This is a genomic window from Microbacterium sp. NPDC089695, assembly GCF_044749085.1.
Classification (GTDB): Bacteria; Actinomycetota; Actinomycetes; order Actinomycetales; family Microbacteriaceae; genus Microbacterium.
In genome coordinates this window covers 744,965-761,677 of the sequence record NZ_JBIVHG010000001.1, presented here as the reverse complement: position 1 = coordinate 761,677, position 16,713 = coordinate 744,965, and the positions used below count along the sequence as shown (strand labels likewise).

16 protein-coding genes are annotated in these 16,713 nt (G+C 70.1%); 12 read left to right on the top strand and 4 right to left on the bottom strand.

Annotation, left to right across the window (positions count from 1 at the left end; genetic code table 11):
• Window positions 1-21: 21 nt before the first annotated feature.
• Entirely contained in the window at window positions 22-1,257 is a 1,236-nt protein-coding gene (locus ACIPYT_RS03785) for a multidrug effflux MFS transporter (protein WP_401070782.1), read from the bottom strand.
• A gap of 100 nt (window positions 1,258-1,357) precedes the next feature.
• Between ACIPYT_RS03785 and ACIPYT_RS03780 the strand changes: the two genes are divergently transcribed.
• A complete protein-coding gene (locus ACIPYT_RS03780) occupies window positions 1,358-2,251 on the top strand; it encodes a helix-turn-helix domain-containing protein (protein WP_401070780.1) in 894 nt (297 codons plus the stop codon).
• A 217-nt stretch (window positions 2,252-2,468) separates the two neighbouring features.
• On the opposite strand, the gene ACIPYT_RS03775 is transcribed toward ACIPYT_RS03780, so the two are convergent.
• From ACIPYT_RS03775 to ACIPYT_RS03765, 3 genes are all read right to left on the bottom strand, one after another.
• Window positions 2,469-2,672, bottom strand: coding sequence for a hypothetical protein (locus tag ACIPYT_RS03775; RefSeq protein ID WP_401070778.1), 204 nt, complete (start codon window positions 2,670-2,672; stop codon window positions 2,469-2,471).
• Between the two features lie 158 nt (window positions 2,673-2,830).
• Window positions 2,831-3,361, bottom strand: a complete 531-nt coding sequence (locus tag ACIPYT_RS03770; protein WP_401070777.1) for a 2'-5' RNA ligase family protein — start codon at window positions 3,359-3,361, stop codon at window positions 2,831-2,833.
• 2 nt (window positions 3,362-3,363) lie between these two features.
• Entirely contained in the window at window positions 3,364-4,584 is a 1,221-nt protein-coding gene (locus tag ACIPYT_RS03765; RefSeq protein ID WP_401070775.1) for an ROK family protein, read from the bottom strand.
• Window positions 4,585-4,685: 101 nt separating this feature from the next.
• Here ACIPYT_RS03765 and ACIPYT_RS03760 point away from each other — a divergent pair, with 101 nt between their 5' ends.
• The 11 genes from ACIPYT_RS03760 (at window position 4,686) to ACIPYT_RS03710 (ending at window position 16,713) form a co-directional block, all read left to right on the top strand.
• Complete coding sequence (locus tag ACIPYT_RS03760; protein ID WP_401070773.1) at window positions 4,686-6,005, top strand: ABC transporter substrate-binding protein; 1,320 nt, start codon at window positions 4,686-4,688, stop codon at window positions 6,003-6,005.
• On the top strand, window positions 6,002-6,967 hold the full coding sequence (locus tag ACIPYT_RS03755; RefSeq protein WP_401070771.1) for a carbohydrate ABC transporter permease: 966 nt from the start codon (window positions 6,002-6,004) through the stop codon (window positions 6,965-6,967). The genes ACIPYT_RS03760 and ACIPYT_RS03755 overlap by 4 nt, the downstream gene beginning before the upstream one ends.
• Window positions 6,967-7,845, top strand: a complete 879-nt coding sequence (locus ACIPYT_RS03750) for a carbohydrate ABC transporter permease (protein WP_401070769.1) — start codon at window positions 6,967-6,969, stop codon at window positions 7,843-7,845. The genes ACIPYT_RS03755 and ACIPYT_RS03750 overlap by 1 nt, the downstream gene beginning before the upstream one ends.
• A gap of 127 nt (window positions 7,846-7,972) precedes the next feature.
• The gene (locus ACIPYT_RS03745) at window positions 7,973-9,664 is read left to right on the top strand and encodes a glycoside hydrolase family 13 protein (RefSeq protein ID WP_401070767.1); all 1,692 of its coding nucleotides are present in this window, start codon (window positions 7,973-7,975) and stop codon (window positions 9,662-9,664) included.
• A 231-nt stretch (window positions 9,665-9,895) separates the two neighbouring features.
• Window positions 9,896-10,930, top strand: coding sequence for a metal ABC transporter solute-binding protein, Zn/Mn family (locus ACIPYT_RS03740; RefSeq protein WP_401070765.1), 1,035 nt, complete (start codon window positions 9,896-9,898; stop codon window positions 10,928-10,930).
• The gene (locus tag ACIPYT_RS03735; protein WP_401070764.1) at window positions 10,927-11,769 is read left to right on the top strand and encodes a metal ABC transporter ATP-binding protein; all 843 of its coding nucleotides are present in this window, start codon (window positions 10,927-10,929) and stop codon (window positions 11,767-11,769) included. Before ACIPYT_RS03740 ends, ACIPYT_RS03735 begins: the two co-directional genes overlap by 4 nt.
• Window positions 11,766-12,644 carry a metal ABC transporter permease gene (locus ACIPYT_RS03730; protein WP_401070762.1) on the top strand — a complete coding sequence of 293 codons (879 nt, stop codon included), beginning with the start codon at window positions 11,766-11,768 and terminating at the stop codon, window positions 12,642-12,644. Before ACIPYT_RS03735 ends, ACIPYT_RS03730 begins: the two co-directional genes overlap by 4 nt.
• A 60-nt stretch (window positions 12,645-12,704) precedes the next feature.
• On the top strand, window positions 12,705-13,121 hold the full coding sequence (locus ACIPYT_RS03725; RefSeq protein ID WP_401070760.1) for a Fur family transcriptional regulator: 417 nt from the start codon (window positions 12,705-12,707) through the stop codon (window positions 13,119-13,121).
• 71 nt (window positions 13,122-13,192) lie between these two features.
• Complete coding sequence (locus ACIPYT_RS03720) at window positions 13,193-14,158, top strand: permease (protein WP_401074732.1); 966 nt, start codon at window positions 13,193-13,195, stop codon at window positions 14,156-14,158.
• Window positions 14,151-14,966: a TIGR03943 family putative permease subunit gene (locus ACIPYT_RS03715; protein ID WP_401070758.1), complete on the top strand. Its 816-nt coding sequence runs from the start codon at window positions 14,151-14,153 to the stop codon at window positions 14,964-14,966. Before ACIPYT_RS03720 ends, ACIPYT_RS03715 begins: the two co-directional genes overlap by 8 nt.
• Window positions 14,956-16,713, top strand: coding sequence for a hypothetical protein (locus ACIPYT_RS03710; RefSeq protein ID WP_401070757.1), 1,758 nt, complete (start codon window positions 14,956-14,958; stop codon window positions 16,711-16,713). Before ACIPYT_RS03715 ends, ACIPYT_RS03710 begins: the two co-directional genes overlap by 11 nt.

The window sequence follows — 16,713 nt, the reverse complement described above, 5'->3', positions numbered from 1 at the left end:
GTGGTGTCCTTTCTCTGGGGGTCAGGGGAGGGGTGCGAGCGCGGGGGCGGACTCATCCGCCGTCCGCCGCGCTCGGGCGATGAGGAGGCAGGACGCCGCGGCCAACAGGGTCGTCGTGGTCGTCACGATGCCCAGGGGGAGGATGCTGAGCGCTCCGGCGATTCCTACGAAGGGTGCGGCGACGCCGCCGAAGCCGAACCGCGCCATGCCGAGCAGGGAGGATGCCGTGCCGGCCAGCTGCGGATATCCCTGCAGCGCCAGGGTCGTCGCCGGGGGCGAGGTCATGGCCACGCCGCTCGCCAGCGTGAAGAGCGCCGCCACGACCGCCCAGAGCGGAAGAGGTGTGAACCCTGCGAGGAGAAGGGCGAGCGCGCCGACGGCGGCCACGACGATCCCGACAGCGAGGGTGCCGCCGATCGACCACCGTTCCGCGGACCGTCCGGCGAGATAGCCGAAGACCATGAAGCCCGCGGAGTTGAGCCCGAAAGCGGCGGCGTACCACTGCGGTGACAGTCCGTAGATGTCCTGGAGCACGAACGTCGCGCCCGCCAGATAGGCGAACAGCGCCGCGTAGAGGAAGCCCTGGTTCAGGACGGCGCCGAGGAACACGCGATCCGCGACGAGCGCGCGGAAGTCCCGCACTGTATGACTGAAGCCCCCCGTGGTGCGCTGATCGACGGGAAGCGTCTCACGGAACACGGCGAGGGTGGCGATGAGGATGCCGACGCCCGCGGCCGCCAGGGAGACGAAGAGTCCGCGCCAGTCGGTGAAGGTCGTGAGCACGCCCCCGAGAAGCGGGCCGACGATGGCCGCGAACCCTCCCACGACGGTCAGCCGGCCGTAGAACCGGATCAACCGGCCGCCCGAGAACACGTCGCGCCCCGCGGCGTTCGCGATGACGATGCCCGCTCCGCCGGCGAGGCCCTGTGCGAGACGGGCGACGATGAGCACCTCCACGCTCGGGCTCAGCGCGCACAGCATTGACGTCGCGATGTAGCCGAGGATGCCGATGAACAGGACGCGACTGCGCCCGAACCGGTCGGAGAGCGGGCCGGCGACCAGCTGTCCTGCCGCGAGTCCGATGAGGCAGGCGGTCACCGTCAGCTGCGCGACGGAGGTCGTCGCCCCGAGCTCCCGCGTGAGCGCGGGCAGCGCCGGAAGGTACAGATCCATCGAGATCGGCCCGAAGACGGTGAGGACGAGCAGCAGCGATGGCAGCGCTCTGCGCAGAGGGGGATCGACGGGAACGGCGGTCATGGCCCCAGTCTTCGCCTCTCGCACGCGTCGCGGGAGGCCCTGATGAGACGTGTACCGACAGGGCACCCCTCGCCGCGACGCGCGCGCCTACCCTGAGATCATGGACAACCGATCCGAGGTGCGCGAGTTCCTGATGACCAGGCGCGCTCGCCTCACCACCGAGGCGGCTGGGCTGCCGGCGGGGACCAACCGCCGCGTCGCGGGCCTGCGCCGCAGCGAGGTCGCGCTGCTCGCCGGCCTCTCGGTCGAGTACTACGCCAAGATCGAGCGGGGCGCGATCGCCGGAGCATCCGCTTCGGTTCTCGATGCGATCTCCGGCGCGCTGCAGCTCACGGATGCCGAGCACGCGCACCTGCTCGATCTCGCGCGTGCAGCCGACGGCATCCCCTCATCGGGTCGTGCGCGTCGACGCGCGTCACGTCCTGCGGAGGTGCGACCGAGTCTGCAGTGGGCGCTGGACTCCCTCACGGATGCCGTCGGTGTCGTGCGCGACCAGCGGCAGAACCTCATCGCGACCAATGCGCTGGGGCGCGCGTTCTACTCGCCGGTCATCGGCGACGGCGGACGCATGCCGAACCTCGCCCGCTTCCAGTTCCTCGACCCGGCCGCACACGAGTTCTACCCCGACTGGGAGCGGTTCGCCGAGATGTGCGTCGCCGTCATCCGCGCGGAGGCCGGTCGGGACCCGCACGACAAGGGCATCCAGGACCTGGTCGGCGAGCTGTCGACCCGCAGCGACCTCTTCCGCACACTCTGGGCCGCGCATGATGTGCGCACGCACGGCGCCGGGCAGAAGCGGTTCCGGCATCCGGTCGTCGGCGAGCTGACCCTGGTCTACGAGGAGCTCGCCATCACCGCCGAGCCCGGCCAGGTCATGCTCATCTACACCGCCGAACCCGGCTCGCCCTCCGCCGAGCGGCTGCGCCTGCTCGCCTCCTGGGCGCAGGAGCCCGCGGCGTCGTCGCGAAGCGACGCCGCGGATCAGTCCGCGTAGACGTTCTCCGAGACGCGCGTGCCGCTCTCGGGATCGGGGGCGCCATCCGGGCGCAGCTCGAACGAGTGGTCGAGTCCGCCCATGCGGATCGGCAGCGCCCTGCTACTGCCAGAGCTGCACGGGCGAGAGACATGACCACAGCCCGCTCTGCTCGCGGGTCAAGCTGGCCGACGAAGTCCTCACGATCCGCCGTTCCGAGGTACCGGAGCCGGGGCAGTCAGTCGTTCCGTTGCGTACGGCGGTGAACGCTGACGAGCCGGATGATGCTCGTCGTGGCGAGGATCACCATCGCGACGACTGTGAACCAGAGACCGCCGTTCGCGCCCCCGGTGACCAGCAGCACAACGCAGAGGATGGCCAGAACGACCGCGAAGGTGAGGCTTACCCACCCGAGCACCGATTCCGTACTTCGCCCTCGCATTTCCCCACCCTTGCAGAGTCGGCCGATGCTTGTCGAGAGCGAGGGTCGCATCCGGAGGCCGCAGGGCGAACCGTCCGACGCGGCGGTGAACGCAGCGGCCCGCGCAGTCGCACGAGCCGAGGCGCCACGCTTCTCCTACGGCAATGACCTCCGTGACCTCATGCGCGCCGCTCCGTCACCGTGGTGACGGTCGCGGTCTCAGGGGCCCAATGCCGGAGGGCCCGGGCGTGCGTGGGGATGTCGCCGCCGACGACGTCGAGCGCGGTCGGAAGATCCGCGACGCGGAGCCGGCGCGCGAGGGTGACGTGCGGGGTCCACGAACCGGGTGCGGTGTGCGGCGCATCCTCGCCCGGCCCGACCGCCGCGTGCACCGCCCGGTGGAACTCGAGCAGTTCTGCGCTGGGCACGACGCTGCGGGCCAGCACCCGCCTGTCTCCGGAGCCGAACAGCACGGGGGCGCCCAGTGTGATCGGCACCGCGCGGAGGTCGGTGAAGACTCCGGCGTCGGGTACGGGCAGGTCGATGCGCACGACGAGCGTCACGTGCGGGCGGTTGCTGGCAGCGGTGTGCCGCGCGAGGCTCGACACACCGAGTGCGGCGAGCGCCTCCCACTCCGCGCGCACGGCCGCCTCGGCTTCGGGGTCGAGCAGCAGCTCGAGAGAGGAGGGGGAGAGCCGCGGCTCGGTCACGGCTACGCCCGCGCGGCGAGCCGGCGCTCCGCCAGCCGTGGCACGGCGACCTCCCTGGCCGCGCGGCGGGCGGTCGTGACGGCGCCGATCGTGACGACTTCGGCGCCGAGCGTCGAGGCGAGGATCTCGGGCGCGGGGAGGTGCAGCTGGCTGGGCAGCACCTCGCGGGCCGCGGCGAGCACGGGCTCGATGCTCTCGGCGACGGCGCCGCACACGATCACGCGCGCCGGGTCGTACATGCTGCCCAGCACGCCGACCACGCGAGCGAGCGTCGCACCCACGCGACCGGTCACGAGCAGTGCATCCGCATCTCCCGAGGCTGCGGCCGTGAGCACGACCCGAGGGTCGATGCGGTCGGCGTCGGCGAGGCGACCGATCGCGGTGTCGTGGTCGATCTCCCCGGCGTCGACGGCGGCGCGCACCTGCGCGGGCAGGGTGTGGCTGAGGCCGAAGGCCGATCCCACGCCGATGATGTGGTCGAAGACGATGCCCTCGCCGACACCGCCGTGCGCTCCGTGCAGCACGTGTCCGTCGACCACCACCCCGCCGCCGAAGCGCTCGCTCGCCAGGAGGGCGACATAGTCGCGGCATCCGATCGCGGCGCCCGACGAGCCTTCCGCGACCGCGGCGAGCTGCGCGTCGTTCTTGACGTCGACGATCGGCGCCCATTCGGCGAGGGCGGCGGCGAGCCCGGGGTTCGTGCGTTCCCAGAAGCCGTCGGGATGCGGGGGTGAGACGCCGGCGCGGTTGACGGGCGCCGCGACGCCCGCACAGATCGCGAGCACGGCGTCGCGCGTGACGCCCGCCTCGGCGAGGGCCTCGTCCATCTGCCCGAGGATCGTCGCCCGCCGCTCGCCTGCGGTCTGCGTCGGATCGAGATCGGTGCGGTGGTGCACGAGGGTGCGGTCGATCGGGTCGGCGATCGTGACGGCCAGGTGGGTGTCTCCGGCATCCACTCCGATCACGACCCCGAGGTCGTCGGCGAGCCGGAAGCGCCGGGCGGGGCGCCCTGACCGGTAGCTGCCGGCGGCGCGCGCGTTGGGGAGCTCGCGCAGCACGGTCGCTCCCACGAGGGTGTCGATCGCATCGATCGCGGTCGACCGGGTCAGCGAGGTGCCGGCCATGACCTCGGTGGCCGTGAACTCGCCCGCGGTCCAGGCGAAGTCGAGCACCGCGCTGACGCTCGCGCGTCCGGTGCCGAGTCCGGCGCTGGATTCTGCCACGGGTCTTGACCTCACTCTCGTTCAGATGAGAGAGTACCCCTCATCGAAGTAAATTCGCTCACTAGATTTAGTCGTGTGATTTACAGGATGAAAGGACGACGGTGTCTGACAGATCCCCACGCCCGGCGCGCATCGCAGCCGGGGTAGCCACGCTCGCGCTCGTCGGCGCATCGCTCACGGCCTGCTCCTCGGCGGGCGGCGCCGAGACCATCCGCTTCACCTTCAGCAAGCGCGAGGCCATCGAGTTCATGACCCAGCTGGTCGCGGACTACAACGCCTCGCAGGACAAGGTGAAGGTCGAGATCGACACCTCGGGCGTCGACGTCGTCTCGGCCAGCTTCGTGCGCGGCAACCCACCCGACATCATGCTCGCCAACTACAACTACGAGGTCGCCCGGTTCGTGCAGCGCTGCGCGCTCACCGATCTCTCCGGCACCGAGGCCGCCGCCGGCATCCGCGACGATCTCGGCCCGCTCATGGACCAGTACGGCTCCTGCGAAGGCCGCACGAGTGCTCTGCCGTACTCCGTGATGGCGGCATCCGTCATCTACAACAAGGACATCTTCGCCCAGCAGGGCCTCGAGGTCCCGACCACCTGGGACGAGCTGCTCGCGGTGTGCGATCAGCTGAAGGCCGCGGGCATCGACCCGTTCTACGCCACGTTCAAGGACGACTGGACCGTCGCCCAGGGCTGGTACGACTACTCGGCCGGCGGCTCGGTCGACGTGATCGACTTCTTCGACGCGATGGCGACCGAGGGCGCCGACGTCGGCGCCGACTCGCCCGTCTCGTTCGAGAAGGACTTCGCCGAGCCCATGGACCGCATGATGCAGCTCGCGAACGACTACACGAACACGGATGCCGCGAGCCGCGGCTACGGCGACGGCAACCTCGCGTTCTCGAAGGGCGAGGCCGCGATGTACCTGCAGGGGCCGTGGGCGTTCAGCGAGATCGCGAAGACCGCGCCCGACCTCGCACTCGGCACGTTCCCGCTGCCGATGACCGACGACCCCGCCGACCTCGGCGTGCGCGTGAACATGGACCTCGCCGCGATGATCCCCGAGGGGTCGCGTCACCAGGAGGCCGCTCGCGACTTCCTCGAGTACCTCTACCTGCCCGAGAACATCGAGGCGTACAACGAATCCCAGCTCGGCTTCACGCCGACGACGGATGCCCCGGCCCCCGACGACCCGCGCATCGAGGGAATGATCGAGTACTACGACAACGGCCAGATCTACCAGGGCCCCTCCGTGCTCGTGCCCAAGACGCTGCCCCTGAACAACTACGTGCAGGCGATGGTGTTGGGTGCCTCTCCCGACTCGACGTTGCGCACCATGGACGCCGACTGGGCGCGCATCGCGTTCCGCGCGCCGATCCCCACCACGCAGGACAACGCCGAGGCAGAGGAGCCGACGCCATGACGAACGCGACCCCGGCACCTGCGGTGTCGAACCTCACGAAGCCGAACACCCCGACGACCGACACGACCGCGATCGTCACCGGCGCCCCGCGGACGCTGCACAAGCGCCGTCGCGTCGAGCCGATCTACTACTTCTTCCTCGTGCCGACGCTGATCCTGTTCACGCTGGCGATCACGGTCCCCGGCGTCATGGGCATCTTCTTCAGCTTCACCGACTCGATCGGCATCGGCGAGTGGAGCTTCAACGGCCTCACGAACTACATCGCGATGTTCAGCGACCCGTCGATCCTGCAGAGCTACCTCTTCACGTTCGGCTTCTCGATCGCGACCGTGATCGTCGTCACTGTGATCGCGTTCATGCTCGCGGTGGGGCTGACCTCCCGCATCCGCTTCAAGACCGGGCTCCGCACGATCTTCGTGATCCCGATGGTGATCTCGGGCATCATCATCGCCTACGTCTTCAACTTCCTGTTCTCGAACTCGATCCCCGCAGCGGGCGCCGCGACCGGCATCCCGTGGCTCGAGACGAGTCTGCTCGCGAACCCCGACCTCGCGTGGGTCGCGATCGTGATCGTCACCGCGTGGCAGGCGACGCCCGGCACGCTGCTGATCTACATCGCCGGACTCCTGTCGGTTCCGGGCGATGTGTACGAGGCCGCGAGCATCGACGGCGCGAGCAAGACCCAGCAGCTCATGCGCATCACGGTGCCGCTCGTCGCGGGCTACGTCGTGATCAACGTGATCCTCGGGTTCAAGGGCTTCCTCAACGCCTACGACATCATCGTCGGACTCACCAACGGCGGACCGGGCACCGCGACCCGCAGCGTCGCCATGACGATCATCGCCGGCTTCAACGGCGGCGACTACGCCTACCAGATGGCCAACGCCACGATCTTCTTCATCGTCGCGGTGCTCATCTCCCTGCTGCAGCTCTCGCTGACCCGCGGAAGGAACGCCCTCTGATGTCGACGCAGACACTCACCACCGTCACCGCCTCCGGCAAGAAGCCGCGCATCCGCATGGAGCGCGTCAACTGGTCGGGCACGATCATCCTCATCCTGTGCGCCGTCACGGTGCTGCTGCCGCTGTACGTCACGATCTCGATGGCGTTCAAGACCACGAACCAGGCCGTCGACGGCAACGCCTTCTCGTTCCCCGCCCCTTTCAGCCTCGACGGGTTCGTCGAGGCGTGGAACCTCACGAAGTTCCCGGTCGGCGCCGGGATCTCGCTGCTCGTGACGGCCGGGACGGTCGCCGCGACGATCGTGCTCGCGGCGTTCGCCTCGTACGCGATCGTGCGCAACTGGGACCGCAAGCTGTTCCGCTGGTCGTTCTTCTACCTGCTCGCCGCGATGTTCATCCCGTTCCCTGTCGTGGCTCTCCCGCAGATCCAGCTCACCGGACGCGTCGGCCTCGACAACCCGTTCGGCGTGATCATCCTCGCCACCATGTTCCAGCTGAGCTTCAGCGTGCTGCTGTTCACGGCGTTCCTGCGGTCGATCCCGATCGAGCTCGAGGAGAGCGCCCGCATCGACGGCGCGACCACGTGGCAGACCTTCTGGAGGCTGATCTTCCCGCTGCTCGCCCCCATGAGCGCCACGGTCGGCATCTTCGCGTTCCTGTATGCGTGGAACGACTTCATGATGCCGTCGCTCATCATCTCCGATCCGGCGCTGCAGACGCTGCCGGTGCGGCAGAACCTGTTCCAGAACCAGTTCAGCAACAACTACAACGTCGCCTTCGCCTCGTACCTCATGGCCATGGCCCCGGCGATCCTCGCGTACCTGTTCACGCAGCGCTTCGTGATGGAGGGCGTCACGCAGGGCGCCGTCAAGGGCTGACGACGTTTCGTCTCGCTGCGCTCGCTCAACGACCTCTGAGTCCCCGGTCGTTGAGCGAGGAGCGCAGCGACGAGACGAAACGCACCACCGCACCACCGCAACGAAGAAGAAGGAGCACCACCCCGCTATGACCGATGCGACTCTCACCGAGACCCGCAACGAGCACCCGTCGGATGCCGCCGCATGGTGGCGTCAGGCGACCGTGTACCAGATCTACCCCCGCAGCTTCGCGGACGCGAACGGCGACGGGCTGGGCGACATCCCGGGCATCGTCTCGCGCGCCGACTACCTCGCGGAACTCGGGATCGACGCCGTCTGGCTGAGCCCGTTCTACCCCTCGGCGCTCGCCGACGGCGGCTACGACGTCGCCGACTACCGCGACGTCGACCCGCGGCTGGGCACGCTCGACGACTTCGACGACATGGTCGCGGCGCTGCACGCCCGCGGCATCCGCGTCGTGGTCGACATCGTGCCCAACCACTCGTCCGACCTGCACGAGTGGTTCCAGGAGGCGCTCGCCGCAGGCCGCGGATCGGCCGCGCGCGAGCGGTACATCTTCCGCGAGGGCAGCGGGCCCGACGGCTCCGAGCCGCCCACCGACTGGGGCGCCGCGTTCGGCGGCTCCGCGTGGGAGCGCGTCGAGGACGGCCAGTGGTATCTGCACAGCTTCGCCCCAGAGCAGCCCGACTTCAACTGGGATCACCCGGAGGTGCGCGCGGACTTCCTGAAGACCCTGCGCTTCTGGTCGGACCGCGGCGTCGACGGGTTCCGCATCGACGTGGCCCACATGCTCACGAAGGACCTCAGTGAGCCGCTGCCGAATCGCGCTGAGCTCGACGCCCTGCCGCACGACGGCAACCACCCGCTGCACGACCGCGACGACGTGCACGAGGTGTACGCCGAGTGGCGTCGGGTGTTCGACGAGTACGACCCGCCCCGCACGGCCGTGGCCGAGGCGTGGGTGTCGACGCCGGAACGCCGCGCCCGCTACGCCTCGGCGGAGGGGCTGGGGCAGGCGTTCAACTTCGACCTGCTCGTCGCCGATTTCGACGCTCCGTCGTTCCGCACGATCATCACCGACAACCTCGCACAGGCGCGCACGACCGGGTCGTCGACGACGTGGGTGCTCTCGAACCACGATGTGACACGGCACGCCACTCGGTACGGCCTCGCCCCTCTCGCCGGGCGCGAAGGGGTCAAACAGGGCGTGGAATGGGTGCGTGACGGAGGGCCCGCCGAGCAGCTCGACCGCGAGCTCGGCCTGCGCCGCGCGCACGCCGCGACGCTGCTGCTGCTCGGCCTTCCCGGCAGCACCTATCTCTATCAAGGCGAGGAGCTCGGACTGCAGGAGGTCGCCGAGATCGCACCGGAGCAGCGGCAGGACCCGTCGTTCTTCCGCGGGGCGGACTTCGACGGACTCGGACGGGACGGATGCCGTGTGCCGCTGCCCTGGACCGCATCCGGCTCGTCGTTCGGGTTCGGCGCGGGCGAGGCGCATCTGCCGCAGCCGGCGTGGTTCGCGGAGTACGCGGTGGATGCCGAGGACGGCGACCCCACGTCGACGTTGACGCTGTACCGCGAGGCGCTGCGTCTGCGGCACGTGCTGCAGACCGAGGAGTCCCTGGAGTGGATCGAGACCGGGCGCGCCGACGTGCTGCGCTTCGCGCGACCGAACGGGTGGCAGATCGTGACGAACTTCGGCTCGGAGCCGTTCGACCTCGGCGCGGATGCCGGCGACGTCGTGCTCGGCACGGTGGTCGACGGCGCGGTGCCTGCGGATTCGACGGTCTGGATCGCGCCCGCGGGTCTCGTGGCCTGACGCCGGGTTTCGCGCGTTTCGTCGCGTTTCGTCGCGTCGCGTTTCGTCGCGTCTCGACTCGTTCCACTTCGGGGGCCGACACGCCACATGTCGGACCGTTTCGACGGATCCGGCCGCGATCTGGCGTGTCGGCCCCCGAAGTGAGTGGGTGGGTGGCGCGGGGCGCGGGGCGGGGGCGGGAGGCCGCGATCCGATTTGATAATGGTTCTCATTAGCGCTTAGAGTGTGAGCATGAAGAAGCCCGTGCTCGCCCTCGCCCTCGCATCCGTCGCCGTCCTGACGCTGGCCGGATGCTCCTCGACCCCTGCAGCGGGAGAGGGCGGCGGCGACGACGGCATCACGGTCGTCGCGAGCACGAACGTCTACGGCTCGCTCGCGGCGCAGATCGGCGGCGACCGCATCGACGTCGAGTCGATCATCACCTCGGTCACCCAGGACCCGCACTCCTACGAGGCCACCGCGCGCGACCGCCTCACGGTGCAGAAGGCCGACCTCGTGATCGAGAACGGCGGCGGGTACGACGCCTTCATCGACACGCTGCTGCAGGACGCGAACGACCCGCACGTAGTCACGGCGGTCGAGTTCTCGCACGACTACCCGGGCAACGAGGGTCACGAGCACGCCGAAGACGACGACCACGACCACGCCGACGAGACCGCGGCCCCTGATGCGGAGTCCACCGAGGACGACCACGACCACGCCGAGGGCGAGGACGGTCACGAGGGTCACAACCACATCGAGGGCTTCAACGAGCACGTGTGGTTCGACCCGCACACCATGATCCACGTGGTCGAGGCGATCGCCGACGAGCTGAGCGAGCTAGACCCCGACGGTGAGGCGGACTTCACGGCGAACGCCGAGGCGATCGTCGCCGATCTCGAGGGCTTCGAGAGCGACCTCGAGACCGTCGGCACGAGTGCGGCCGGCGCCAACGTCATCATCACCGAGCCCGTGCCCGGCTACCTCGCTGCGGCCGCCGGCCTCACCGACGTGACGCCCGAGGGCTTCGCCGAGTCTGTCGAGGAGGGCACCGATGTCGCGCCCGCGACGCTGCTCGCCACGCTCGACGTGATCTCGTCGGGCGACGTCGCCGCCGTGCTCACGAATGCGCAGACCGGCGGGGCGGAGACCCAGCGCGTCGAGGACGCCGCGACGGAGGCCGGCATCCCGGTCGTCGCCTTCACGGAGCTGCTCCCGGAGGGTTCGTCGTACTCTGAGTGGATGAGTGACGCGATCCAGAGCCTCGCCGACGCGCTCCAGTCGTGAGCGGCGACGCCGACACGAACGCCGCGACCGCGCCGCGCACCCCCGTCCTGGAGGTGCGCGGCGCGGCCCTGCACCGCGGCGACCGCGAACTGTGGTCCGGCCTCGACCTGACCGTCGAGGCGGGGGAGTTCATCGCCGTGCTCGGGCCGTCGGGCTCGGGCAAGACCACGCTGCTGCGCAGCATCCTGGGCCTGCAGCCCCTGTCGTCGGGCGAGATCCGCGTCGCGGGCGGCGCCGTGCGCCGGGGCAACCGCCGCATCGGCTACGTGCCGCAGCAGCGCTCGCTCGCCCCCGACACGAGCATGCGGGCACGCGACCTCGTCGCCCTGGGCGTGCAGGGCAGCCGCTTCGGTTTCCCGGTGCCGCACCGCGGCGACCGTGCCAAGGTCGACCAGTTGCTCACATCCGTGGGCGCCGCTCACTTCGCCGACCGTCGCGTCGGGCTTCTCTCGGGCGGCGAGCAGCAGCGGCTCCGGGTCGGTCAGGCGCTCGCCGATGAGCCCTCGCTGCTGCTGTGCGACGAACCCCTCTCGAACCTCGACCTCGCGAACCAGGTCGCCGTGACCGACATCATCGACCGCCAGCGCCGCGAGCGCGACGCCGCGGTGCTGTTCGTCACGCACGACATCAATCCGATCCTCGGCCGTGTCGACCGCATCCTGTACATCGCGGGCGGTCGCTTCGTGCTCGGCACCCCCGAAGAGGTGCTGCAGACCCGCGTGCTCACCGAGCTCTACGGCACCCCGGTCTTCGTGCTCCGCGCCGGCGACCGGCTCGTGGTCGTCGGCGTGCCCGACGCCGAGCCGCATCACGATCACGAGCACGAGGGCGCCGCATGACCGCCGTGACCGGCATCGTCTCCGCCGTCGACTGGAGCGACGTCTTCTCGTTCCAGGACTACGGCGACCTCGTCGCGCTGCTCGCCAACTCGATCATCGCGGGCGCCGTGCTCGGCATCGTCGGCGGCCTCATCGGCGTGTTCGTGATGCAGCGCGACCTCGCGTTCGCGGTGCACGGCGTGAGCGAGCTGTCCTTCGCGGGGGCCGCCGCGGCGCTCCTGTTCGGCGGCAGCGTCGTCGCCGGGTCCCTCGGCGGAGCGCTCGTCGCGGCCATGCTGATCGGCATCCTGGGCTCGAAGGCCCGCGACCGCAACTCGATCGTGGGCGTGCTCATGCCGTTCGGCCTCGGCCTCGGCATCCTGTTCCTGTCGCTCTACGAGGGACGCAGTGCCAACCGGTTCAGCCTGCTCACGGGGCAGATCGTCTCGGTGTCGAGTCCCGACCTCGGCTGGCTCCTCGGCATCAGCATCGTCGTGCTGCTGGGCCTGCTGCTCATGTGGAACCCGCTGCGCTTCGATTCGCTCGACCCGGAGTCGGCGGCCGCGCGCGGGGTGCCCACCCGCGCCGTGAGCCTGCTCTTCATGGTGCTGCTGGGGCTCATCGTCGCGGTCAGCGTGCACATCATCGGCGCGCTGCTCGTGATGGCGCTGCTCGTCACTCCCGCCGCGGCGGCCATGCGTGTGACGGCCGGACCCGTCGCCGTGCCGCTGCTCGCCGCGATGTTCGGTTTCGTGTCGGCGGTGGGCGGCATCCTGCTCGCGCTCGCCGGAACCCTCCCGGTCAGCCCGTACATCACGACGCTGTCGTTCACGATCTACGTCGTCTGCTGGATCGTGCAGCGCGTGCGTGGCGGGGTGCGGCGCGTGCGCGCCTGATCTCCGGCCCTGCATCCGCTCCCAGCCCCCGACAAGCCCCGCGCGCCTAGAATCGTGGGTATGGCTCAGCGGAACACCTGGCAGCGCGAACGCGTGCGCGAAGCGCTCGCCGACGCACGCGGATTCGTGAGCGCCCAGAGCCTGCACGCCTCGCTGCGCGACGACAACACCGGCATCGGCCTCGCGACGGTCTATCGTGCCCTCGCGGGTCTCGCCGCCGCCGGCGACGCCGATTCGCTGCAGAGCCCCGAGGGGGAGGCGCTCTACCGCGCCTGCACGACCCAGGGCCACCACCATCACCTGATCTGCCGCAACTGCGGGCTCACGGTCGAGATCGAGGCCACCGACGTCGAGCAGTGGGCGCATCGCACCGCCGCGCTGCACGGGTTCACGGATGCCGCACACGTCGTCGACATCTTCGGTCTCTGCGCGCCCTGCACGAACAAGCGCGACGCGGAACGGGCTGCGACGGCGTGAGCTCGCATACCGCGACCAGGCCGACGCACGGGCATTCGCATCGGCCCGTCCGACCGCCGCGATCGCCCTGGATCGGGGTCGGTCTCGGGGCGGCGATCGTCGCGGCGCTGTTCCTCGTCGACCGGTTCCTCCCCTCGCTGTACCAGGCCGCTCTGCCGAGCCGCGCCCAGGACGGACTCACCCTCGCGCTCAGCGTGCTCATCGAGGCGCTGCCGTTCGTGGTGCTCGGCGTGCTGCTGTCGATCGTCGTGCAGGTGTGGCTGCCGTCCGACGTCATCCACCGCTGGCTGCCGAAGCGCGCCTGGGCGCGGCGAGCCGTGCTGTCGCTGCTCGGCATGCTGATCCCGGTCTGCGAGTGCGGCAACGTGCCGTTCGCGCGAGGCCTGATGATGCGCGGCCTCGCACCGGCCGAGGCACTGACCTTCCTCATCGCGGCGCCGATCGTGAACCCCATCGTGATCCTCACGACGCATGCCGCGTTCGGCTTCGACGACGGCATCCTCGTCGCCCGACTCGTCGGCGGCTACCTGATCGCCAACCTGATCGGATGGATCTACAGTCGGCATCCCTCGCCCGACTCGCTGCTCACCCAGCGCTTCATCGACACGTGCGAGCGGGTGACCCACGAGCCCGGCACCCCGGTGCGCCGCAGCCTCACGCAGTTCCTGGTCGAGCTGCGGGCGGTCATGCCGGCGCTCGTGATCGGCTCGGCGCTCGCCGGGGCCGTGCAGGTGCTGATCCCGCGCGACCTGCTGCTGGCGATCGGCTCGAACCCGGTGCTGTCGATCGTCGCCATGATGGCGCTCGCGATCACGGTCGCGATCTGCTCGAACGTCGACGCCTTCTTCGCGCTGTCGTTCGCATCGACGTTCTCGTCGGGGGCGATCGTGGCGTTCCTGCTGGTCGGGCCGCTCGTCGACGTCAAGATGCTCGCGCTCATGCGCACCACGTTCACGACCCGCACGCTGCTCGGGATCGTCGGGGTGGTCGTGCTCGCGGCCTTCGCGATCGGGATCGGGGTGAACGTCCTTGTCTGAGCAGTCGTCCACCCCGCGCGTCTCTCGGCGCCGCGCGCTCGCGACCCGCTGGCTCGGCGTCGGTCTCGCTTCGGTCGTGTCGGTCGTCACGCTCGGTCTCGGCATCACCGGGCGTCTCACGCTGTACATCAGCCCCGAGTCGGTGTGGTTCGCGTGCGCTGCGGCCGTCGCAACACTGGCCGGAGCCATCTGGTCGTTCGCCCTGCCGCTCGGCGCGGAAGATGACCACGGCCACGATCACGGCCACGGGCATGCCGTCGACGACGCCCACGACCACGGAGCGGCTGCCGCACCGGCATCCCCGCGTCGTGCGTTCGCCCTCGCGGGCACCGTGACCGGCGGCGTCGTGGCCTCGGGCGTCGTGATCGCGGCGCTCGTGCTGCCGCCCGCTTCGCTCTCGGTCGAGCTCGCGATGTCGCGCGCAGGCGAGCAGACCGCGCTGTTCGTGGGCGCCGACGACGTGTCGCTCGGGGTCGCCGACACCGCGACGTTCGGCGTCGGCGACTGGGCGAGCGTGTTCGCCACCGCGACCAACACCGCGGCGTACGACGGCAAGACCGTGTCGCTGACCGGATTCGTCACGCCGACCGGCGACGACGGGGTCAATCTCACTCGCCTCGTCATCACGCACTGCGTGATCGACGCTCAGACCGCGACGCTTCCGGTGACGATCGACGCCGGCGAGTTCTCGACCGGTCAGTGGGTGCAGGTCGAGGGCACGGTGAAGGCGGATGCCGACGGCCGACTGCACGTCGAGCCGACCAGCGTGCAGGAGATCGACGAGCCCGAGGACCCGTATGAGTACTGACGACGAGCGCCCCGAGGTGCCCGCCGCCCCGCGTACCAGGGCCGAGATGCGGGCCGCCCGCGAGGCGGAGGCCGCTGCGGCTGCGGCCGTTGCCCCCGCCGCGGCTGCCGCCCCGGCTGAGGCTGCCCCCGCCGACCCGGATTCCGGTGACACTTCGGGGGCCGACACGCCACATGTCGGACTCGGAGGCGAGGAACCGCTGGTATCTGGCGTGTCGGCCCCCGATGTGACCCGGGGACACGTCGACCCCGGGGCATCGACCTCCGAGGCGGCAGATTCCGAGGCGGCAGATTCCGAGGCGGCAGACCCCGGGGCGGCAGATCCCGAGGCGGCATCGCGCCCGACGACGCCACCGGCCCCCGCCTCCCCGAAGCCTCCGCGCGACCGGCGCTTCCTCATCGCACTCGGCGCCGTGCTCGGCATCCTGGTGCTGGTCGGCGCCGGCCTCGGCGCCGTGAGCCTCACGCAGGGGCCGCGCATCACCGACGTGCAGGTCGATCCGGCGCACGCGATCGAGTCGTCCGGAAGCCGCGTGATCCTCACGACCAACCAGTCTCTGGAGTCGATCGACGAGTCGCAGGTCACGGTCGAACCCGCGGTACCGTTCACGCTCGACGCCGCAGGGCGCGGCGTCGGCATCCGCTTCACGGTGCCGCTCGACGACGACACCGAGTACACCGTGAAGATCGCGGATGCGACGGGCGCCGGGGGCGGGCCCGCGGCCACTCTCGAGACGAGCTTCACGACGCCCGCGTCGAGCATCTTCCTGCTCCGGCGCGATGCGAACGGCGATGACAAGATCTTCCGCACCGACCTCACCGGCGAGAAGGGCGTGCCGGTGTTCGCGGCCGACAAGATCAACGACTTCCGGGCGACGTCGACCCAGCTCGTCGTGTCGATCGAGGACGACGAAGGCTCGTCCCTGCTGGTCATGAACCGCGACGGCTCCGATCAGCGCGAGCTGCCGCTCCCCGGTGACGGCTACGTCGGTGCGATCCAGGTCTCCGAGCGCGGCGGGTTCGTGGGGTACAGCTACTCCGACAAGAAGCTGACCGACACCGAGGGCCGCGCGAGCGTGCTCGTCACCCAGTCGCTGAGCGGCGACGACGAGCCGGTCGTGACCCAGGTCGGGGGCGAGGATGCGAGCATCTTCGTGTGGCAGTTCGTGCCCGACAGCGCCGCCGTGCTCTTCATCGACTTCGACGGCGCGCTCTCGCTCGTCGACCGCTCGACGGATGCCGGGGTGCAGTCCCTCGGGCTCGCGACGACCATCCAGGGCATCTCAAGGGGCACCTACACCGCGATCGTCGAGCGTCTCGACGGGACGGTCGTGGAGCTCAACCTCGCCGACGGATCGGAGCAGCCCCTCGCGGCATCGAACCCCGACTACGGCACAGCCATGACCATCACGCCGTACCCCGGCGGGACGCTGCGTCACGTGGTCGCGCGCGATGCGGGCGGTGTGCCGCAGGGACAGGCCATCATCACGGTCGACGACGAGGGCGCCGCGACGCCGCTCGTCGAGGTCGGCCCTGCCGACTCGATCCTGCAGGCGTGCGCGTCGCCGAGCGGTCAGTACGCCGCGGTCGTGATCGCTCCCGACATGACCGACAACCCCTACGATCAGATGCTGCTGCCGCTGCCCGAGAACATGGAGACGCACCTGATCGATCTCCGCACGGGCGACGAGATGGTGGCGTTGACCGGCTTCGACGCCTCGTGGTGCCAGACGGCCCCGCAGTTCTGA